At 53.7% G+C, this 19,998-nt stretch carries 21 protein-coding genes; 15 read left to right on the top strand and 6 right to left on the bottom strand.

Features of this window, described 5'->3' with window-relative positions; genetic code table 11:
- The first annotated feature begins 413 nt into the window (after positions 1 to 413).
- The 6 genes from FIV00_RS14910 to FIV00_RS14935 all read left to right on the top strand — a co-directional run bounded on the left by FIV00_RS14910 (position 414) and on the right by FIV00_RS14935 (position 4,769).
- Complete coding sequence (locus FIV00_RS14910) at positions 414 to 1,103, top strand: hypothetical protein (RefSeq protein ID WP_152501488.1); 690 nt, start codon at positions 414 to 416, stop codon at positions 1,101 to 1,103.
- 92 nt (positions 1,104 to 1,195) lie between these two features.
- Positions 1,196 to 1,885: an SDR family NAD(P)-dependent oxidoreductase gene (locus FIV00_RS14915; protein ID WP_152501489.1), complete on the top strand. Its 690-nt coding sequence runs from the start codon at positions 1,196 to 1,198 to the stop codon at positions 1,883 to 1,885.
- A gap of 119 nt (positions 1,886 to 2,004) precedes the next feature.
- Positions 2,005 to 2,580 carry a GNAT family N-acetyltransferase gene (locus tag FIV00_RS14920; protein ID WP_152501490.1) on the top strand — a complete coding sequence of 192 codons (576 nt, stop codon included), beginning with the start codon at positions 2,005 to 2,007 and terminating at the stop codon, positions 2,578 to 2,580.
- Between the two features lie 12 nt (positions 2,581 to 2,592).
- A complete protein-coding gene (locus tag FIV00_RS14925; RefSeq protein ID WP_152501491.1) occupies positions 2,593 to 2,997 on the top strand; it encodes an ACT domain-containing protein in 405 nt (134 codons plus the stop codon).
- Between the two features lie 149 nt (positions 2,998 to 3,146).
- The gene (locus FIV00_RS14930) at positions 3,147 to 3,968 is read left to right on the top strand and encodes an adenylate/guanylate cyclase domain-containing protein (protein ID WP_247649388.1); all 822 of its coding nucleotides are present in this window, start codon (positions 3,147 to 3,149) and stop codon (positions 3,966 to 3,968) included.
- A 186-nt stretch (positions 3,969 to 4,154) separates the two neighbouring features.
- Positions 4,155 to 4,769 carry an ATP-dependent Clp protease proteolytic subunit gene (locus tag FIV00_RS14935; RefSeq protein WP_152501492.1) on the top strand — a complete coding sequence of 205 codons (615 nt, stop codon included), beginning with the start codon at positions 4,155 to 4,157 and terminating at the stop codon, positions 4,767 to 4,769.
- Positions 4,770 to 4,841: 72 nt separating this feature from the next.
- Here the strand turns inward: FIV00_RS14935 and FIV00_RS14940 are convergent, their stop codons facing one another.
- Positions 4,842 to 5,246: a Clp protease ClpP gene (locus tag FIV00_RS14940; RefSeq protein ID WP_152501493.1), complete on the bottom strand. Its 405-nt coding sequence runs from the start codon at positions 5,244 to 5,246 to the stop codon at positions 4,842 to 4,844.
- A gap of 499 nt (positions 5,247 to 5,745) precedes the next feature.
- On the opposite strand from FIV00_RS14940, the gene FIV00_RS14945 reads away from it, so the two are divergent.
- Both FIV00_RS14945 and FIV00_RS14950 read left to right on the top strand, forming a co-directional pair.
- A complete protein-coding gene (locus tag FIV00_RS14945) occupies positions 5,746 to 6,543 on the top strand; it encodes a YdcF family protein (RefSeq protein WP_152501494.1) in 798 nt (265 codons plus the stop codon).
- 113 nt (positions 6,544 to 6,656) lie between these two features.
- On the top strand, positions 6,657 to 7,904 hold the full coding sequence (locus FIV00_RS14950; RefSeq protein ID WP_152501495.1) for an adenylate/guanylate cyclase domain-containing protein: 1,248 nt from the start codon (positions 6,657 to 6,659) through the stop codon (positions 7,902 to 7,904).
- Here FIV00_RS14950 and FIV00_RS14955 read toward each other — a convergent pair.
- From FIV00_RS14955 to FIV00_RS14965, 3 genes are all read right to left on the bottom strand, one after another.
- Positions 7,823 to 8,545 carry a DUF599 domain-containing protein gene (locus FIV00_RS14955; protein WP_152501496.1) on the bottom strand — a complete coding sequence of 241 codons (723 nt, stop codon included), beginning with the start codon at positions 8,543 to 8,545 and terminating at the stop codon, positions 7,823 to 7,825. The two genes, FIV00_RS14950 and FIV00_RS14955, sit on opposite strands and share 82 nt — an antisense overlap.
- A gap of 454 nt (positions 8,546 to 8,999) precedes the next feature.
- A complete protein-coding gene (locus FIV00_RS14960) occupies positions 9,000 to 9,554 on the bottom strand; it encodes a hypothetical protein (protein WP_152501497.1) in 555 nt (184 codons plus the stop codon).
- Between the two features lie 107 nt (positions 9,555 to 9,661).
- Complete coding sequence (locus FIV00_RS14965) at positions 9,662 to 10,606, bottom strand: SDR family oxidoreductase (RefSeq protein WP_209006936.1); 945 nt, start codon at positions 10,604 to 10,606, stop codon at positions 9,662 to 9,664.
- A 61-nt stretch (positions 10,607 to 10,667) separates the two neighbouring features.
- Between FIV00_RS14965 and FIV00_RS14970 the strand changes: the two genes are divergently transcribed.
- Positions 10,668 to 11,102, top strand: a complete 435-nt coding sequence (locus tag FIV00_RS14970; protein ID WP_152501498.1) for a DUF1489 family protein — start codon at positions 10,668 to 10,670, stop codon at positions 11,100 to 11,102.
- Positions 11,103 to 11,110: 8 nt separating this feature from the next.
- On the opposite strand, the gene FIV00_RS14975 is transcribed toward FIV00_RS14970, so the two are convergent.
- Positions 11,111 to 11,731, bottom strand: a complete 621-nt coding sequence (locus tag FIV00_RS14975; protein ID WP_152501499.1) for a TetR/AcrR family transcriptional regulator — start codon at positions 11,729 to 11,731, stop codon at positions 11,111 to 11,113.
- A gap of 81 nt (positions 11,732 to 11,812) precedes the next feature.
- Here FIV00_RS14975 and FIV00_RS14980 point away from each other — a divergent pair, with 81 nt between their 5' ends.
- From FIV00_RS14980 to FIV00_RS14990, 3 genes are all read left to right on the top strand, one after another.
- Complete coding sequence (locus tag FIV00_RS14980) at positions 11,813 to 12,442, top strand: DUF2306 domain-containing protein (RefSeq protein WP_209006937.1); 630 nt, start codon at positions 11,813 to 11,815, stop codon at positions 12,440 to 12,442.
- A 117-nt stretch (positions 12,443 to 12,559) separates the two neighbouring features.
- Positions 12,560 to 13,297 (top strand): VWA domain-containing protein, encoded by a 738-nt coding sequence (locus tag FIV00_RS14985; RefSeq protein ID WP_209006938.1) that lies wholly within the window; start codon positions 12,560 to 12,562, stop codon positions 13,295 to 13,297.
- Between the two features lie 134 nt (positions 13,298 to 13,431).
- Positions 13,432 to 14,139, top strand: a complete 708-nt coding sequence (locus FIV00_RS14990) for a DnaJ domain-containing protein (protein ID WP_152501500.1) — start codon at positions 13,432 to 13,434, stop codon at positions 14,137 to 14,139.
- A gap of 17 nt (positions 14,140 to 14,156) precedes the next feature.
- Here the strand turns inward: FIV00_RS14990 and FIV00_RS14995 are convergent, their stop codons facing one another.
- The gene (locus FIV00_RS14995; RefSeq protein ID WP_152501501.1) at positions 14,157 to 15,821 is read right to left on the bottom strand and encodes a serine hydrolase; all 1,665 of its coding nucleotides are present in this window, start codon (positions 15,819 to 15,821) and stop codon (positions 14,157 to 14,159) included.
- Between the two features lie 587 nt (positions 15,822 to 16,408).
- Here FIV00_RS14995 and FIV00_RS15000 point away from each other — a divergent pair.
- From FIV00_RS15000 to clpA, 3 genes are all read left to right on the top strand, one after another.
- The gene (locus FIV00_RS15000) at positions 16,409 to 16,741 is read left to right on the top strand and encodes a phasin family protein (RefSeq protein WP_152501502.1); all 333 of its coding nucleotides are present in this window, start codon (positions 16,409 to 16,411) and stop codon (positions 16,739 to 16,741) included.
- Between the two features lie 406 nt (positions 16,742 to 17,147).
- On the top strand, positions 17,148 to 17,480 hold the full coding sequence (gene clpS, locus FIV00_RS15005; RefSeq protein ID WP_148587335.1) for an ATP-dependent Clp protease adapter ClpS: 333 nt from the start codon (positions 17,148 to 17,150) through the stop codon (positions 17,478 to 17,480).
- Positions 17,481 to 17,492: 12 nt separating this feature from the next.
- Positions 17,493 to 19,946 carry an ATP-dependent Clp protease ATP-binding subunit ClpA gene (gene clpA, locus FIV00_RS15010; RefSeq protein ID WP_152501503.1) on the top strand — a complete coding sequence of 818 codons (2,454 nt, stop codon included), beginning with the start codon at positions 17,493 to 17,495 and terminating at the stop codon, positions 19,944 to 19,946.
- Positions 19,947 to 19,998 lie beyond the last annotated feature (52 nt).

Here is a 19,998-nt window from a genome sequence, read left to right on the forward strand (position 1 = left end):
GGTCGGGCATACTTTTGAATATTAGGCAGGTCGTTTCCTTCTGCAGACTTCACGAGTAACAAGTGCGCCCAATGGTCGCTTGATTTCAACGGTGTAGCGGCCGATCTGTCGATAATCGTTATGATTGCAGTTCTTTAATTCAGTCTCTTTTAATTGAATTTTGCGTATGGGTAGCATCTCAATTGCAGGGGTGCACTATGGATCGACTATTACGCTACAGCCTAGACTTGTTTGCCGGTCTAATTGGGGTCGTTTTAGGCCTGCTTCTGTTGTTTCAAGGAATGTCGAAACTGATTCAGGGCGTAGTGATGTATTTGATGCTCAACGGTATCGGTTTGGATCCTCGGACTGAATTGGTTGGCAATATCATCGAAAAGTCCGATGTCTAACTACCGGGGCCGGGCGTCTTCGCATTGTTCGTTCTCATGTTCGTAGGGCAAGTCGTTGCTGGTAGTGGGCTTCTATTCTTTGGTGGCAGAGGAATTTACAGAAGAATTTCAATAGGTTTTCCCACTGAAGAAGAGGGGAAAGCAAATACACTTGTCGGAAAATTAGCTTCCATTGGTGTGTTTCTCTTTGGAATTGGTATTGCCGGAGCTGGTTTGGTTGGCGGCACGGGCAATATGCAAAAAAGAATTCCGATAGTTTTCTGGGGTGTAGAGGTTACTGGCAAAGTCGACAGTCTCGTTAAAGCTCAAGACTCTGTTTCAATGAGAACACCAAGCTATCTTGCAACGTTCTCATTTCCAGGGCCGGACGGTGAAATATTTACAAGAACAAAGCGTGTCTCCTATACGACCTACACAACTTTGAAACGCAGCAAATATGTTGATCTCAAGTATGATCCAGCGAAGCCAGAAACATTTACATTGAAGCAATTTGTTGCCAGCCCGCTCGAATACATCTGGTACTTTGTTTGGCGCATCGCATTTGTCTATGTCGGTGTTTGCGGCATACAGAGAAATCTGAGTCCTGGAGCCCCAAAACTGCCTAAACCGCAAGTAGCTGCGGGGCAAACGTATACGGCCACAAACAGCCACTCCCAATACGGTACTCAACGGAGCTACAGCAAACCCACGCAGTTTGGGCGCCGGGGTGTCTAATCTTATGCTTGGTCACAGCTTCTGTATGCGGCGACAAATCCTTCCAAGATCTTTTTTCGTAGGTCTTTTGGGCGAAAAACGAGAGGCCAAAAATGAAACAGATCGCTGTTGTCATCGGATCCAGAGGAGGGATCGGTTCGGCGCTCCAAACGAAACTTTGCGACGAGCAGCAGTATGACGCTGTCCTTGGATTAAACAGAGTGAACACGCCAAGATTGGATCTGCTTGACCAAACGTCTATCAAATCTGCAGCCGATTGGGTGAAAGATCAGAAGGGTGATATTCGACTGATTGTCGACGCAACCGGTGCCCTGACTGTGTCTGGCAATCGACCTGAAAAAAGTATGCGAGAAATCGATCCGACGCATCTGGCGGAAGCTTATGCGGTCAATGCTATTGGCCCCGCACTTGTAATGAAGCATTTCTTGCCTCTTCTGCCACGGTCGGGGCGGTCAGTATTTGCAACTTTGTCGGCCCGTGTTGGCTCTATTGGCGGCAATCAACTGGGCGGCTGGTATGCCTATCGGGCTTCAAAAGCGGCTCTTAATCAACTCGTCAAAACGGTTGCGATTGAAATCTCGCGCAAAGCGCCGGACGCCATATGCGTTGCCTTGCACCCTGGTACGGTAAAAACGCCATTGACCGACGGATTTGCGAAATCGGGTCTTGACGTTCAAACTCCCCATGAGGCTGCCGTGAAGATCCTGACGGTTCTGAGAACGCTCAAACCTCAGGCAAATGGCGGTTTTTTTGACTACCGGGGCGAGAGAATTCCCTGGTAAATCGTTTGTTTTTCGAGCGTTAGTCAAATTAAATTCAAAAAGTCTATGAACGTTGCAGGTGCTGCGCATGTCATGTTCTTCTTGCGATTCAACCGATTGCAATAAAGGTGATCAATGAGATGGAATTTCGCCCGCTAACGCCAGACCGCTGGGACGACCTCGTCGAGTTGTTCGGACCGGAAAAAGGAGCCAACTCCGGTTGCTGGTGTATGTGGCCGCTCTTACGAGCGAAAGACTGGCAAGCCATGGCACGCGAAGAACGTCGAGATGCCTTCCACAACAGGGTCTCGACTGGATCTGAACCCGGGCTGTTGGGTTATCACGACAAACCGGCGATTTGCTGGGTCGCGGTAGGACCTCGCGAAAACTATGTTCGGTTCCAGTTGAGCCGGACCACTCGCCCTCTTGAAGAGGACACGCCTGACCAGATTGGAAAAACCTATGCATTGACATGCTTTTTTGTTCGAAAGGGTTTCCGGAACAGCGGTTTGATGTTCCAACTCATAACGGCAGCGTCAATTTATGCCAGAAGCAAGGGAGCACACTATCTGGATGCTTGCCCGATAGAGGCTGACAAGCCTCTGCAATGGGGCGAGGGCTTTGTTGGAATTGCATCCGTTTTCCGCCGCTGTGGTTTTAAAGAAGTCGCCCGACGTAGCCCGCGCCGACCTCTGTTGCGGCTTTGTTTAACTTGAACTGGAGGCGACATGCCAGGCGAGACCGAATTGAGTGAGTTGATTTCGCACATGCGTCCGATGCTCGATCCTGAGCCCTATGTTTTCTGTACATTTGAAGCCAGGGCACCAGGGGATCTCGCACAATATGAGCCAATAGGGCTTTTTTCCGAAACGGAAGGGACGACGGCGATTCTTCCCGTTGAACGTGCTCGCGAGCTCGGATTGGCCGATGCTGAGTGGTACCGGAGGATCACGCTGACGGTTCATTCGTCGCTGGAAGCTGTTGGACTGACAGCTGCCGTTTCTGCGGCCCTGGCAGAAAAAGCCATTCCGGCCAATGTCGTTGCCGCCTATTTCCATGATCATGTTTTTGTCCCGGCAGAACGCGCTCAAGATGCATTGGAAGTCTTGAGGGATCTTGCTGGCGGTGAATAGACTGGACCAGTGTTGGCTGCGGCCAATGGCCGGTCATTTGGAGCCTGAGTGGATTTTCCCTTGCAATTTGACCTTCGGCTTACCATTCCTAAGCTTGAGCAATCAGGGGTAAGATGATGCAACGGGTGAAGCGGCGTCTGGCGGCGATCATGTGCGCAGACGTTGCGCAATATTCGAAGCTGATGGCGCGTGATGAGGATGGCACGTTGGATCGGCTGAAGGCCTATAGGTCTGTTATGTCATCCATGACAGGGCGCCACAACGGCCGGATTGTTAATACCTGGGGTGACGCCGTCATCATCGAGTTCACTTCGGTTCTGGAAGCCGTTCAATGCGCGGTCGACATCCAGAACGAACTTTTGCACCGCAATTCCGAACTGCCCGACTTGAACAAAATGGAATTCAGGATCGGCATCAATCTCGGCGATATCATGGTCGAGGGCGATGACATCTATGGGGACGGAGTGAATGTCGCTGCGCGCCTTCAGGAAATTGCGCCCACGGGCGGGATAATGCTGTCGCAGTCGGTTTACGATCAGGTCAAAACAAAAATGGCGCTCGGCTTTGAACCGCTTGGCCCACAACAAGTCAAGAACGTCGCTGATCCCGTCGAAACCTATTCTGTTCGAATGGGAGGACGTAACGCGCCGCAGGAAAGAACGACTGCTCAAAACGCAGACGAGGCCGACAGTCCCGGTTCAACATCGGATAGACCCAATTGGGACAAGGATACGCAAGCCGTTGCCAACGGTTTCGAGCAGGCACGGCGCTGGTTGCGCGCGCAACCGAGAAAAGTGCGCAGCTGTGTGTTCATGATCGGGTTTTTCTTCATTCTCAATCTTCTGACGTCGGGGTTGTCCACACTATGGTTCGTCTGGCCATCCTTGCCCTTTGCAGTCATGCTTGTCTGGCACTTCGTTGTCGGACGCAGGGAAAAGGCGATTGACAGCCAACTTCCACGTGGAGACTGAGGCATCGATCTGGTCCGCCGTTGCCTTTCTGATAACTCTTTTCACGTTATTGAGGATCACATCATTTGCGAGTGCCCCAGACTTCGCATACACATGACTTAATGCCGGGATGATGGACTTGTGGCCATCGTCCGTTGAAAACGCCGGTTCAACCGGCCCAACAGCCAAGGGAGCTTAATCCTGCGCATGAAAAACTATTCGACCACGGTGCCTGCACGCCTCGACGATGATGACGAGGACAAAGCCAAGAGCCAGCAGTCGATCCAAGTCGACAAGCATCTGTTCGAAGCGCGCACAGTTCTGATCACCGGCCCGGTGACACAGGAAATGGCCCGCGACGTCTGTTCCCGTTTGCTTGCCCTTGCACAGGTCTCGAACGATCCGATTACGGTGATTGTTTCTTCGCCTGGCGGCCACGTTGAATCGGGCGACATGATCCATGACACCATCAAGTTTGTAGCACCTGAGGTGCGGATACTGGGAATGGGCTGGGTCGCCAGCGCAGGTGCCCTGATTTACGTGTCCGTGCCGAAGGACAAGCGGTTTTGTACTCCGAACACGCGCTTCCTCCTGCATCAACCGTCCGGTGGTGCCGGCGGCATGGCAACGGATATCGAGATCCAGGCCAAGGAAATCATCAAGATGCGTGATCGATTGAACAAGATCTTCGCTGATGCAACTGGCCAGCCGATCGACCGGATCGAAAAGGACACGGATCGCGACTACTGGATGAGCCCGGAAGAGGGCATTGACTACGGTCTTGTCGGAAAGGTCGTGACCAGCGTGGACGAGCTGGGCTGATCAAGCTCTGAAGGAAACTTTCTCAGGACGCCGGTGGATGGTTCCACCGGCGTTTTGTTTTGTAAGTGCGCCTTAAGCGCTCAGCGTTTCCGGTTCGACCGAATAGACCAGCACCGGAGCAACGGGTTTCGGGCTGAGAACCTGCGGACGCAAGCGGTCCAGCAGTCTCCGAAATTCAGTTTCGTCTCCCGTGCCGGCTTTGCCGCCAAAGAATGCGCCGACCAGGTGATCGACGAACCGGGCGTAGAGGTCGGAGCAGGTGCAGATTGGCGAGAGCAGCTCGCACACGGGCTTTCCATCATAGAACGGCGCACCTCCTGACAGGAAAATCAGGAATTCTGTCAGGTCATCGGAACGCTCGAACTCTTCACGGAAACCGGAGAGATCGAAGCATTCATCCTGTTCCAGACGTTGCTTCAGACGCGGCATTGCCTGCATGACTGCCTTACGTCCACCAAGTTTCATATAGAGTGTCATCTGGCTATCCTCGATTAAGCCTTCGAATTGATGCCTAGAGATTGCCTCAATTGATTTCAAAACCCTGTGACTCCGATCACGATTATTCCCTTTGCGAAAAATTCCAATGAAACTCTGCTGAATCGTGCTGGCATTCGTTGGAAGTAATTTCGGCAAATGGGCTCCTGGCTCGGCGCAGAATGTCGAGTTTGTGTGTCAGTCTTTTTACAGTTCAAATGCCTCTACCAGCTTTGCGACTGGCAATGAGTTGTGGCGGCAGATGGAGGTAAGAGGCAACAAACGAGTTGTCTATAAGGACGCAACTTTCCGCAAATTTCCAGCTGCAATGACAGCCGCATCCAGAGATGAATGTGATCTGATTTTGTTGTGGCTTTTGGGCTGTCTCGCAGCATGGACATTCACCTTCCTGTTGCGATCAGAGCGAGTTTGAAGCTCTGTCTTGACTTGTTGGATGACGTCAGCCGTTGTTCTGCAACAAAATGGTTTCCTTGGAGGGCGGATGTTCTTCTACGTTTCGAAAATCGGTCAGTTTTTCATTCAGCCTTCGAACTTTCTGATCGCGCTGATTCTGTTTGGCTTGGTGATAATGGCATTCACCAATCGTCGGCGTATCGCAAAGCTGATGACTTGGACCGGGCTTATTGGCCTGATTATTTGTGGATTTTCTCCAGCAGCCAACTGGTTGATCCAGCCACTGGAAGACCGGTTTCCTCGTCCCGCAGAGATCAGTGGATTTGATGGCATTATCGTTCTCGGTGGCGCGGTCGATACCGTCGTGACCGGTGTTCGAGGAGACACTGCTTTGACCATGTCGGCTGAACGCATAACGATCACTGCGCGGCTTGCAAGATTGTTGCCTGACGCAATCGTCGTGCACACCGGCGGTCAGGGCGTCATTATTTCTTCGCAGGCGACGGAGGCCGAGGGGGCAGGACGTCTCTTTGCCGATTTTGGAATTTCACCGGAGCGCGTTGTGCTGGAGGACGAGTCGCGCAATACCTGGGAAAACGCAACCTTGAGCAAGGAGATTGTGGATCCGCAGCCGGGCCAAAGGTGGCTGCTCGTCACCTCCGCCTATCACATGCCCAGGTCCATGGGGGTCTTTAAGAAGGCCGGGTGGACAGGGCTGACGGCTTATCCTGTGGACTATAGAACCAGGGGGGAAGTGGACAGAGGGTTGGGATTCGATGGCGCTTCAAAGGGGCTGCGTCGATTCGACATCGCGTTTAGAGAATGGCTCGGATTGGCGGTCTATTGGGCGATCGGGCGGAGCACGGAATTTTTCCCACAACCCTGAAGGCGGCAAATCACTTTTAACTTACATCTCATTTTTGGGTTCAACCTCTTTTACAGACGGTTGCGTCGCACCATATATTGAATGAACTCAGGGATTTGAAAGGACGTGGGCTCATGGTCCTCGAAGCGCCGATCGTCGCGGCAGACGTTGTACAGTGGCTCTACAGCGACGCTTCGCATTTGAATGATACTTTGGAAATCGTTTCAGAGCTTGCTGAACGCCTGCGTCGCGGCAATGTGCCGGTCGACAGGGCGACAACAGGTATCTGGGTCGTGCACCCGAACGTGCGTGCAGAAGCATCCATTTGGGCAAGTGATGCAACGCGGGAGCTCAGGCTCTATACGTCTGACAACAGCTCGGAAGAGGACTACCATTCCAGTCCGATCAAGCGTGTTCACGAAACGAGCGCTGCAGTGCGTGTCCGGATCGAGAAAGAACCTTCGATTGCCGTGGAGTTTCCGGTCACGGTTGAACTGCGGGATGAAGGTTACACCGACTATATTGCGCTGCCGCTGCCGTTTTCGGATGGCTCTGTAAAGGTTGCTACCTTCGCAACCAAGACGCCCGGTGGGTTTGCAAGTTCTCATATCAGTGTTTTTGAGTCGCTCGTGCGGCCGCTGGCCCTGGTGTGTGAGCTCAAAACCCTGAAACGCACGGCGGAAACTGTACTGGAGACTTATGTTGGCCCGCGCGCCGGTTCACGCGTTCTCGACGGAACGACACGCCGAGGCGAGGGCGAGTGGATCAAAGCAGTTGTAAGCTTTGCCGACATTCGCGGGTTTACCCGGATGTCCAACACCTTGCCTGCCGACAAAGTCATCTTGTTTTTGAACAAGTATTTCGGTGCAATGACGGCAGCTGTGGAAGCCCATGGCGGCGAAGTGCTGAAGTTCATCGGCGATGAAGTGATGGCCATCTTCCCCTATGAAACTGATGATGAGGCGCGCGATGCCGCCAAGCGGGCCTTGCTTGCAGCGCGAGAGACACTGCAGCGGATCGAAACGATCAACAGCGCGAGAACATGCGCTGCGACCCCGGACATGAGCGTTGGGATCGCGTTGCATGCCGGCGATGTATTCTATGGCAATGTCGGCAGCGAAACACGGCTTGATTTCACTGTGGTGGGACCGGTCGTCAACCTGGCGGCGCGTATTGCCGAACTGGCGAAAGACCTTGAGCGTCAAGTGCTGGTTTCCGACGCTCTTTCCGACATCATGGGCTGCCGTTCAGGTCTTTATGGACGGTATCAGGTGAAGGGTTTCGACGACCCGGTATCGGTCTATTCTCCGGATTTGACGGGTGATCCAAGGTTTGGATATTGCCCTGAAAACACGGCTGAGCGTGCTCTTGAAGCAAACTGACGCCGTGTGAGCACGATCAGTACTGCAAGCGTGGCCCCTGCAAAAACGTAGGGGCCGGCAAACCAGCCAAGAAATCCGATTGCGAAGAAAAAAGCGCGTTGACCTCGGTTGAAATGGCGTCCGGCGAGTACGTTTAGTTCGCCGGCCTGCATTGCCATTTTTCGAACCGCTTGGTCTTCAGCTTGTCCGAGGTCCGGAACGGCACCCATAATGATGCTCGCATAGTTGAAAAGCCGATAGGCCCAGCCGAACTTGAAGAAGGCATAGGCGAAAATCAGCATCAGGCCAAGAACCTTGATTTCCCATAAGGCTCGGCTGTCTGCACCTGGTATCGCCAGGTCCCCCGCAATTTGAAGTATCCGCTCTGTCGCGTCGAGCAGTGCAAAACAGCCCCCCATTGCCAAAAGCGCCGTTGAGGCAAAAAAGGCAGTGCCTTGCTGGAGGCCGGCCATGATGGAGGTGTCCATGATGCGGACTTCGCGCATGCACATGGAGATCATCCAGCCACGTCGAAAGTCGTCCATTGCGCTTGACAGAGTTTTTTGTCTTAAGGGACTGACGTCAATCAATAAATTGAAGCCGAACCAAGCAAACAGAAACCAGACGGCTGCGGCGATATCCAGATATGAGAGGGACTGCATCACGAACCTTTTGACGATGCCGGCGGGTGAACTCCGGCTTTAAATTGTCATAACAGAGTTTATCCAACAGCACTAAGGAACACTGTGGGAAACCATAAGGTGCTGAAAAACTGAAAGGATTTAAGCCCTGCAAAAAAGCGATACCAGTTGCTCCTTTTTTGCGCTTGCGAAAGGGTAAGGGATCGTTTACCTCATCGCCCCAATGGCGCCACATTTGAGGTCGGTGGGACCCGGTGCCGAATAACAAAGTGTAGGGATTTGATGGACGAAAACGTGCAGAAATCTTGTTGGAGCGTCACTCTTTGGACTGTCGCTGTCGTTGGCGTCGCGTTGACGATGGTTCTTTTGTTCAATGATGTGGAAAGTGCCAAACAAGCCGTCGCTGTTGCTCAATAAGAACAGCTGGACGTGTTCAGAACAAAGGCGCAGCCGGGAGCTGCGCCTTTTTGTTTTTCTAGCCGGAAATATCCGCGCGACGCCTATCAGCTGATCCTGTCGATCCTGGGCGATTGGATGGACCGGAGACCTTTCTGAATTCCATTTGACGCACAACGATCCGACCTGCCGGCCGGCTGATCAGAAATCCAGTATAGGCGTTTTGCCGAAGTGGCAGCAGCACCATCTGGACCGAACCGGCACCGGGCCAGGCAAGGCTGGCACCCCAACCCGGAACGTTTTGAGGCGTCTCCTTACCGAGAAGCGCCTGAATATCGACGCCATGGAGCAAATTGGTTCCGCTTGCATCCCATTCTATCGACGCAAGGCCGTCTTCGATCCGGAAAAGGTGTATCCGGGTCCCGCCGATCTTCACACTCAGGCCATCGCCTTCAGTACCGGCAATCTCGGCTGTACCGGCATTTCGATCGACGTCGATCGTCCTGCGCACGTCGCCTTCCTGAACAAACCCGGCCGTATTGCGAACTTCAAATGTGCCAAGCGGCCAATCGCTGGCAGCAAGTGAAACCGTCAAAAGAAGATACGCCAAACCTGTGAATAATGAACGGATCAATGAAATGCCCCAAGTTGCCCTTGGCTTAAATCTAAGTCGGGAAACTTTAGAAAGTCTTTGTTCGAATTGAGAAAATCGCTACCGTCATTATACGGAATTGTCAGTGTTCATTTTGACAGTGTGACAACCAGATCTTCGATGGTGGAATGCTCGGGCTGCCATCCGGTGGTGCGACGGGCGTGACTGACGTCCACTTTCTGTGACAAGGCATAACCCGCGCTCCAGTCGGTTTCCGGATCTGTCTCTTCGGGGGCTTGTGTTGTGTCGATTTCCAACGGCGCGCCGTGTCTTGCGGAAATGTGCGATGCAAGGTGACCGACCGAGATCCCGGCAATGCAGCTGGCAATCAGGGACATTCTGAAACGGGACTGTTGCAGAACGCGCGCGTAGAAATCTGCAAGATCGTTGACTTCGACCAGTGGCCACAGCGTATCGCGCGTAGCTCTTGTTTTAAACGGTTGGCCCTTCTTCAAGGCATCGGTCATCTCTGCGATAGGTCCGAAGTTCCGGCTGCACACCAGCGCCGGATGCACCACGGCAAGGTTCATGTCTGTGCCGTGTGACAAGGTCCTGATTGTCTCGGTCATATAGCGAAAGGCAGGCAAAGGCGAAAATGGAGTTTTTTCCGTGATCACGTTCCTTGACGTCGTTTGCGGAAACAGCCAGACACCGCCGGTGTAGATCACCTTGAGTGGTTGCTGACGGTGCTGCGCGGCCTTTTTCAATGCCAACATTGATTGCCTGTCGACACGGCCCATGTCTGCAGAAAAAGTTGCGCCGGTGTGCACCACCGCGTCACAGGCGGCAGCGCGGCTCACCCAGCTTTCTGGAGAGCGCAGGTCACCGGGGTAGGCATTGGCCCCCAGAGCACGTAGTTTTTCAGCCGACGCGTCTGATCTGGCGAGGCCGACAATCCGGGCGTTCTCGTCGAGAAGTCGCTTAAGGACTGCCGAACCAATGCTGCCGGTCCCGCCTGTGAGAAACACTTCCATACGTCTATGAGACCCCTGTTGGGCGTCTACCGCAAGCGTTACGTCACTCTTGCTGTGCAAAATCCACCGCCGTTTCCAGAAGTCAGCTTGACGGAACCGGCAGGCCTGCTAGGTCAGGTCTATGACCTTGCATCTTGTCAAATTGTGTGTGGGAGCAGACAGCGCAGAATCTCTTCAGGCCTGGATCGACTACCGTGTCGAGCAGGCTCGCCTTGCTGGTGCGGAAGAGGTGACGACACACACAACACGCATGGTGCCGACCCGAAAGGATGAGTTGCTGGACGGCGGGTCGCTCTTCTGGGTCATCAAGGGGAAGATCCAAGCGCGCCAACACCTGTTGGACATTCGCCCGTTTACCGATGATGCGGGTATCAAACGGTGCAATCTTGTGCTGGAACCCCGTTTGATATTGACCCAATACCGGCCCAAGCGCCCGTTTCAGGGTTGGCGGTATCTGAAGATGGATGAAGCTCCCGGTGATATCCGGCTTGCAGGCGAGGCGGTGGCGATGCCGGACGCAATGCGTCGCGACCTGACAGAGCTTTGTCTCCTCTAACGACAGGCTCAATTGCGGGCGTTGTCAGCGGATTGGGCGGAAAGTGCGTTGCGCAGATGTGAGAGCAAGGCGTCCAGTTCAGGCCAGCCGCGCCCCAGCTTCGGGTTGTCCTTTTTTCGGGTCATGGCCAAATGCGCGTAGCCGTGAACGAGCGACCAGACCAGGATCTCGGTTTCTTCGATCTCAGTTCCGGCAGGCACCAAGGGTGCACACGTTTCCCGCAAGATACTGTATGCCTTGGAAGAGGCCTCACAGAAGTCCTGGTCGTTCTCATTGAATTTCTGCCCCGAGAAGATGAACAGAAACAATTCCGGATGTCCCGCTGCGTAGTCCAGGTAGCCGTGACAGATCGCAGACAGACGCTCAAAAGGCGCAGGGCCCGCCTTGTCTCTTCTTGCAAGCATGGCATCGCAAAAAAGACGATATCCTCTGGCTGCGATGGCCGTTGAAAGCCCCATCAGGTTTTTGAAGTGATAGCCTGGCGCTGAATGCGAAACACCAGCCATTGCCGCGCATTCCCTCAAGGACAAACCATCGGGCCCTCGGTCTCTCAACAATTCGACGCCTGCATCAACCAACTTGGTGCGAAGCGTTCCGTCCCTCGGGCGGCTTTTGGAGGCATTCGTCATGAAGGCTTCATCCGTGATTGGCTTGACACTGTCAAGTTCGATCTTATTTTGACAGTGTCAAGTTATGAGGAGGGGAACGACATGGAACGAATTTCAAGGCTTGCGAACAGCTCCGGCTTTTGGCTGGCGACGGTATCTTCGGTCTTGGTTGCAATCGTGTCTTACCGCTTCATACCGCTGGGAGTTCAACAGGGAATGGAATTCGTTGCCCATAATCTCAGCGGTAACGCCCTGGCACTTTACGCACATATCGGGGTCGCGCCGGTTGCACTGGCCCTGATGCCGTTTCAATTCATGTCCGTCTTGCGGTCACGCTGGCCTGCTCTGCACCGTTGGAGTGGACGGGTCTACGTGGGAGCAATCCTTGTCTCGGGCCTTGCGGGTCTTCAGCTTGCATTCCATACGACCACCGGCGCCTTTGCCACGGTTGGGTTTGCCACGCTGGCAGTCGTTTGGCTGGGTACCACGGGTGCAGCCTTCTATTTTGCGGTGAATCGTCAGATTGCTCGGCACAAACGCTGGATGCTTCGGTCCGCGGCGCTTACTTTTGCCGCCGTCACCTTAAGGGTCTATCTGGGGTCTTCGATGGCCTTAGGTGCAGACTTTGCCATTGCGTACCCCATCATAAGTTGGGCGTGCTGGGTACCGAATGCCCTTTTGGTGGAGTTCTATCTTCGCCGGGCTCATTTCTTGAAGCATCGAACCACGTGAACTGCCTCTACGAATATTTTGGTCCCTGCACTCAGCTCCCGTGAGCACCTGAACTTGCCAAAGTCCCTCGAGCGTCCCAAGTTGAATGTCAGAGAAAGTCACAAGGACTAGGCAAGCATGGGTAAGACCGACGACCGCATGAAAGAAGCGCTTGTCCGGCAAAAATCAGAACTTCCGTCAGCGGATGCTGATGTCTCGGCATTCCTGGAAAAGGCGCGAAGCATCAAACCGCAGCCAGGAAGCGACGGTCGTTTGATTTTTGCGCTTGATGCGACGATGAGCCGGCAGCCGACCTGGGATCAGGCCTGTCACATTCAGGCAGAAATGTTTCAGGAAGCCGGGAGCATTGGTGGGCTGAACATCAAGCTTGTCTTTTTTCGAGGATTTGGCGAATGCCGGGCATCGCGATGGTTTAATTCCAGCGATGATTTGGCTCGTGCGATGAGCCGAATTTCATGTCAGGGCGGGCGCACGCAGATCCGCAAGGTTCTGACGGCCGCGCTTGAAGCGGCCGACAGGGAAAAGATAGCGGCGCTGGTCTATGTCGGAGACTGTATGGAAGAAGATGTCGATTTGCTGTGCGACAAGGCGGGTCAACTTGGCCTGCTCGGGGTGCCGATGTTTCTGTTTCAGGAAGGTCGTGATCCAGTAGCGGAAAAAGCTTTTCGTGAAATGGCGCGCCTGACAAAGGGGGCCTATTGCCCATTCGATGCTGGAGCAGCCCGACAATTGGCAGAGCTTTTGAAGGCGGTTGCAGTTTTTGCAAGCGGTGGTCGATCGGCGCTTCACGCGTTGGAAAAAAGGGGCGGGCAGGGTGCGCGGCTGCTTCTGCAACAGCTTCCTCCAAAGTCGTGACCCGAATCTGCAAGAGGCTACCTAAGAGCGTTCCTTCAAAAGTGCTTTGGAATGCCCCATTTTGATGGCAGGAAGTTCGTGGCAGTTTGGAGCTGCCCGATCCTTTATCTGTCAATCCAGTCCCAAGGGACCGAATGTTCTACCTACTGATCGGAATTGTCCTTCTCGTCGCCGTTTTGACGCTGGCCAGGAACTTTGTGCACGCCAACCCAGCCGCGCTTGCCAGGCAACTGCGTACATTCGCTGGGGTCTTCATGATAGCACTTGCAGGATTCTTTGCCGTTACGGGACGCTTTGCGTTTGCGCTACCAGCATTTGGGCTTGGCGTGATGTTGCTTCGACAACATGTCTTTCCGGGTCTTTCTGGTGGCTACAAACCGCAGAAGTCTTCCGGGCAAAGGTCGCGTGTGCGAACGGCAATGGTTGAAATGGAGTTGGATCACGACAGCGGAGCCATGACCGGGACGGTTTTGGCCGGCGGCTTTCAGGGCCGCGGGCTTGATGATCTCAACGAGCAGGAACTTGAAACATTCTGGCGCGAATCTGGCCAGGATGAACAAAGTCAGAAGTTAGTCGAAGCTTATCTCGACCGCCGGCTTGCCGGATGGCGTGAACACTTCCAGACGGATGGAACAGAGCGGCAGGGAAGCTCGCCGAGCGCGGGCCCCATGACAGATGAGGAGGCCTACCAGATCCTGGGGCTTACGCCCGAAGCCGGGGACGCGGAAATTCGAGCCGCGCACCGAAGGCTTATGATGCGGGTTCATCCCGACCAGGGAGGATCCGGTTTCCTCGCGGCGAAAATCAACGAGGCTAAAGACACGCTTCTCAGAAGACATTGACGGCATCCGTTACGCGGTTACTGATAGATGGCGAAGCAAGCATATTTTGCTTTTTTCAGTGTTCTGCAGGCTCTTTTGGCTGCAGTTTTGTTGTCGAAGCCGACAAACCTTGCTCGATAGAGGGTTTGTCCGCCGGATTCGACCGGTTCGGTATACGGTGAGCGGCCACGCAGGGCGCTACCGGTTTTGGCCTTGGCGTTCTTCAACATACGAATTGCCTGGCCTTCGGTTTCTGTCGCTGCAATCTGGACCTGCCAGCCTGGCTCGATATCCTTGCTGTCGCTGGTTGCCACAGTCACTGTATCGTCGGCTGTTTCAGGCTCGACTGGCGCAAGCGCAGCTACTTGTGTGTCCGGCTGCTGTTCGATTGCCTGTTTTGCACTGATCGTTGCGACAGGCACGGTGTCCAGCTGGATTGTTTCTACTTGAACGGACCGGGTTGCCGGAGCATTCGAAAGGGCCAGTTGCTGTTGCGACGTTCCACCTGAACGGGCTTGAGCGGCCTGAAGCAGTGCAGTTTTCGAGATGGAATTCGTGCTCAACGATCCGTCCGGGCTTTCCGGCGGAATAGGAGGCAGCGCGGTTGCAACTGCGAAGGTGCTGTCGAAACGCTGCTTCACGAGGCGCGGCGGCAACGGCACTGCTTCACCAAAACCGGGCACGGTTGCCGGCTGCGGGGCAGGGACGACACCAGCCTGTTTGGGCGCTGAAAACGCAAGCACCATCGGAGCACCGGTCGCAGGCGCAGGTTTGCTGCCGGGCTTAGAAACCGGCAACGGCGGATTTTTCAAATTCGCGGCAACGAATGTCGGTTGAACATTGCTCTTTGCGATCGCAGGCACGGTTTTTGGTCCGCGGCTGGCTTTGCGCAGATAACGGCTGATGAGATTGGTCATATGGGCGTTTCTGGACTTTCCAGACCTGCCACCCATGACAACTGCAACAATGTGGCGTCCGTCGCGATTGACAGAAGTGACCAGATTGAAACCGGACGCGCGAATGTAGCCTGTCTTAATGCCGTCTACGCCCTTGACCCGACCAAGCAGCTTGTTGTGATTGCCGTAGGTCCGGCCTTTGTATTTGTATGACCGGGTTTTGAAGTAGCCGTAATACTGCGGAAAGCGCTCCTGAATTGCCCGACCAAGCCGTGCCATGTCTCTTGCGGTTGTGCGCTGTTTGGAGTTTGGCAGACCGTGTGGGTTGCGGAAGGTCGTTTTGGACATGCCGAGCTGACGCGCAGTCCTGGTCATGCGTTGCGCGAACTTCTTCTCAGAACCGCCGATGTTTTCCGCCACAACTGTTGCAACATCATTGGCTGACTTGGTTACGAGCGCCAGAATGGCATCCTTGACCCTGATCGTGCGGCCTGCCTTGACGCCTATCTTCGAAGGTGGGCGACCAGCGGCATATTTGGATACGGTCAATTTGGAATCGAGCGAAAGCCGACCTGCCTCGAGCTCTTCAAAGACCACGTAAAGGGTCATGATCTTTGTCAGCGAAGCTGGGTAGCGATAGGCATCTGCGGAAGATGCATAAAGGGTCTTGCCGGTTTTTGCGTCGACAACGATGCCGGCATATTTCGGGTTGGCCATCGCCGTAGACGGAACACTCAGCAAGAGAGCGCCTAGGACCAAAATCTTGCCTGCACGGGCAACCATTCTCGCATTGCGAAGAAAACGCATACCAAACACAATAACTATCCCATTCAGGGTCACGCGGCCAGTGTTTGAAGTTGCCTGGACTGGATCATGAACCCCCGTGCGATTCAATCCGGCTACCCCGTCGACTACGTGTGTATTTGATGGAAACACGGTTACGAATGTGTAAATAGTTTGCGCAAAAAACACTTAAAAAAATTGATTTTGATTAGAGTTAATCAATAGTTAATCGAATGTTATTTGATTTTTATATCGTTAGTGAAGATAATTTTTGAAATTACCAAGTAATTTTTCTTAATGAATTGTTTCTTTTTTGGGTCATGTTGTTTTATGGTGAAAATGTTGAAGGAATAACTTGAAGTGCCGCTGGGGCATTCGCTGCAGTGGATTTTCTATTTGGCTGCTATTTTGACTGTCGCGGGTACGTGCCTTTCGGTTTTATAACGTTATTAATTTCTCGTAATGGTTGTTGTTGCGATGCAAAATCACCTTGACACTTTTTGTGCAGTGCATTATGTGAAGTTTCATTAGGTAACGCGATTAGCGCGCCGGCTGCCGAATGGAGCAACCACGAGGCCACAAAGACCGGTTCGCCGGATGAGGGCAGTTAGATGATGAATAACTTCGATGAGATCCAGAAGATGAGCAAAGACAACATGGACATGGCCATGGAGTCGTTCGGCACGATGAGCAAAGGCATGCAGGCAATTGCAGCCGAAGTCGCTGACTATCAGAAAAAGTCCTTCGATGAAGGTACTGCTGCAGTCGAGAAGCTCGTGTCCTCCAAATCTCTGGACAAGGCTTTTGAAGCTCAGGCTGACTACGCCAAGAGCGCTTACGAAGGCTTCGTCGGTGAAATGACCAAGCTCGGTGAAATGTTCACTGACATGTCCAAAGACGCTTACAAGCCTTACGAAGGCGTGATGAGCAAGTTGGCAAAGTAATTTCCAATTTCTGCCGCTAAAGGGCAGTGAATTGATCGAAACCCGGCTTATTTGAGCCGGGTTTTTTCGTATATGCACAGTTTTGCCCAGTCTTTTGCCGGTGTCGAACACATCGTCTTCACGGATTGGAAATGCGCTACCTCCCCATCTTTTAATCTCTTTTGAGAGACCTACATTCAGCAATACCGGCTGCACTTTATGCCGATTTGTGCAGTTCACCGGTTTGTTGATGAAATCGACCATTGCGCAAGGACGGCTTGCGCGGCAGGATTACCGTAGAAGCAAAGCGACCGCGGACGTTTTTCGGAGCTGCGGTTTGGGTTACGGGCAGGCTTTCCAGAGTTAGCTTCTGCCCGCTAGTATGAAATGAGTGATGGCCGGAGTGAATAAGGCGATAGACTGGGCAATGTCGGCAGGCTCTGATTATGACAATGACGGTGGCGATGCCGGAACGGTCGTTGTCACCCGGACGAAAACGGTTACCAAGCGGCCAAATCTGTATCGTGTGCTGCTGCTGAATGACGACTACACGCCGATGGAGTTTGTCATTCACGTTGTGGAGAACTTCTTCCAAAAAAACCGCGAAGAAGCGACTCGCATCATGCTTCATGTTCACCACCACGGCGTCGGAGAATGCGGGATATTTTCTTACGAAGTCGCGGAAACAAAAGTGACACAGGTGATGGATTTTGCGCGAAAGCACCAACATCCTTTGCAATGCGTCATGGAAAAAAAGTGAGGACCAACGCACGTGCCTTCCTTCTCACGCAGTCTTGAAAAAGCCCTTCACCAGGCTCTGGCGTTCGCGAACGAACGCCAGCAGGAATATGCGACACTCGAGCATCTCCTTCTGGCGTTGCTCGATGACCAGGATGCTGCGGCCGTAATGCGGGCCTGCAATGTTGACCTGGATACAATCCGCAGGAACCTCCTGGAATATATCGAAACCGAACTCGATAATCTGGTCACGGACAGTGACGATGATTCCAAGCCGACCGCTGGTTTTCAGCGCGTCATTCAACGTGCCGTGATTCATGTGCAGTCTTCTGGGCGTGAAGAAGTTACGGGCGCGAATGTGCTGGTCGCGATTTTTGCTGAGAGGGAAAGCCACGCTGCTTACTTCCTGCAAGACCAGGATATGACGCGTTACGATGCGGTGAATTATATTTCACACGGTATCGCGAAACGCCCTGGTATGTCCGAAGCCAGACCCGTGGAAGGTGCGGAAGAAGAAGACGTCTTGCCAGGCGCGGAGGCGGACAAGAAATCAAGTCAAAAGACCGATGCGCTTGAAGCTTATTGTGTCAATCTTAATGACAAGGCGACTGGTGGCAAAATCGATCCATTGATTGGACGAGACAGCGAAATTCAGCGCACAATCCAGATTTTGTGCCGGCGGTCAAAGAACAATCCGCTGTTTGTCGGAGACCCAGGTGTTGGCAAAACTGCGATCGCGGAAGGATTGGCCCACCGTATCGTCAATGGTGACGTGCCTGATGTTCTAAAGGACGCCACCATCTTTTCGCTGGATATGGGCTCGCTTCTTGCCGGAACGCGCTATCGCGGCGATTTCGAGGAACGTCTGAAGCAGGTGGTCAAGGAGATCGAGGACTACCCGGGTGCCGTCATGTTCATTGACGAGATCCATACCGTGATTGGGGCAGGTGCCACATCCGGTGGCGCCATGGATGCCTCCAATCTTCTCAAACCGGCGCTTGCGTCGGGAGCAATCCGTTGCATTGGGTCCACGACCTACAAGGAGTATCGCCAGTTTTTCGAAAAGGACCGGGCACTTGTGCGGCGATTCCAGAAGATCGATGTCAACGAGCCGTCGATTCCCGATGCAATCGATATCCTTCGCGGACTGAAGCCCTATTTCGAAGACTTCCATAAGGTTCGCTACACCAACGATGCCATCAAGACAGCTGTTGAGCTGTCAGCGAAATACATTTCTGACCGCAAGCTTCCAGACAAGGCCATCGATGTTCTGGACGAGACCGGTGCGTCTCAAATGCTGGTGCCGGAAGCGCGGCGGCGTAAGACCATTGGTGTGAAGGAAATCGAAAACACCATTGCCACAATGGCCAGGATCCCGCCGAAGTCGGTTTCCAAGGATGACGCTGAGGTTCTTGAGAACCTCGGCAAGGACCTGAAACGTGTTGTCTACGGCCAGGACAATGCGATTGAAACCCTGGCCTCGGCGATCAAGCTGGCCAGAGCGGGGCTTCGCGAGCCTGACAAGCCGATCGGCAGTTACCTGTTCTCCGGACCGACCGGTGTCGGCAAGACGGAAGTTGCCCGTCAGTTGGCTTCATCGCTCGGGGTAGAGCTGATCCGTTTTGATATGTCGGAGTATATGGAGCGGCACACGGTGTCGCGCCTGATCGGCGCACCTCCGGGCTATGTCGGATTTGATCAGGGTGGCCTGTTGACCGATGGCGTCGATCAGCATCCGCATTGCGTGCTGCTGCTTGACGAGATCGAGAAGGCCCACCCGGATCTGTTCAACATCCTGCTGCAGGTCATGGACCACGGCAAATTGACCGACCACAACGGCAAACAGGTCGATTTCCGCAATGTCATCTTGATCATGACGACGAATGCTGGCGCTGCGGACATGGCCAAGATGCCTGTCGGCTTCAATCGCGTGAAACGTGAAGGTGACGACACAGAGGCGATCAACAAGCTGTTCACGCCAGAGTTCCGCAATCGTCTGGACGCGATCATTCCGTTTGGCAACTTGCCGATCGAGGTCGTCTACAAAGTCGTCGAGAAGTTCGTCATGCAGCTGGAAGTCCAGCTTGCTGATCGAAACGTGACGTTCGAGTTGACCGATGAGGCCGTGAAATGGCTGGCGACGAAAGGGTATGATGATCGAATGGGGGCTCGGCCTCTCGGCCGGATTATCCAGGAGCATATCAAGCGACCGCTTGCCGATGAGGTGCTGTTCGGCAAGTTGAAAAAAGGCGGCATGGTCAAAGTGTCGGTTTCGGAAGACGGGAAGGGTCTCCTTCTTGAAAGCGTTGAGGAGCGGGCGACACCACCGAAAACCAAAGCCAAGACCGAGCCCAAGCCGCGCCCTAAGCGCAAGCGGAAAGCACCGGCGAAATCGGCAGCATCCGGCAAGGACAGCAAAGCATCGTCGTCCGGCAAAGGCGGTTCCTCCAAGAAGAGCCTGGTGCCCAAGGTGCCGCTGGCGGATTGATCGGTCCGTTCCAAGCTTAGAAAGCCCCGGTATTGCCGGGGCTTTCTTTTTG

This window comes from Labrenzia sp. THAF82 (genome assembly GCF_009363435.1).
Classification (GTDB): Bacteria; Pseudomonadota; Alphaproteobacteria; order Rhizobiales; family Stappiaceae; genus Roseibium; species Roseibium porphyridii.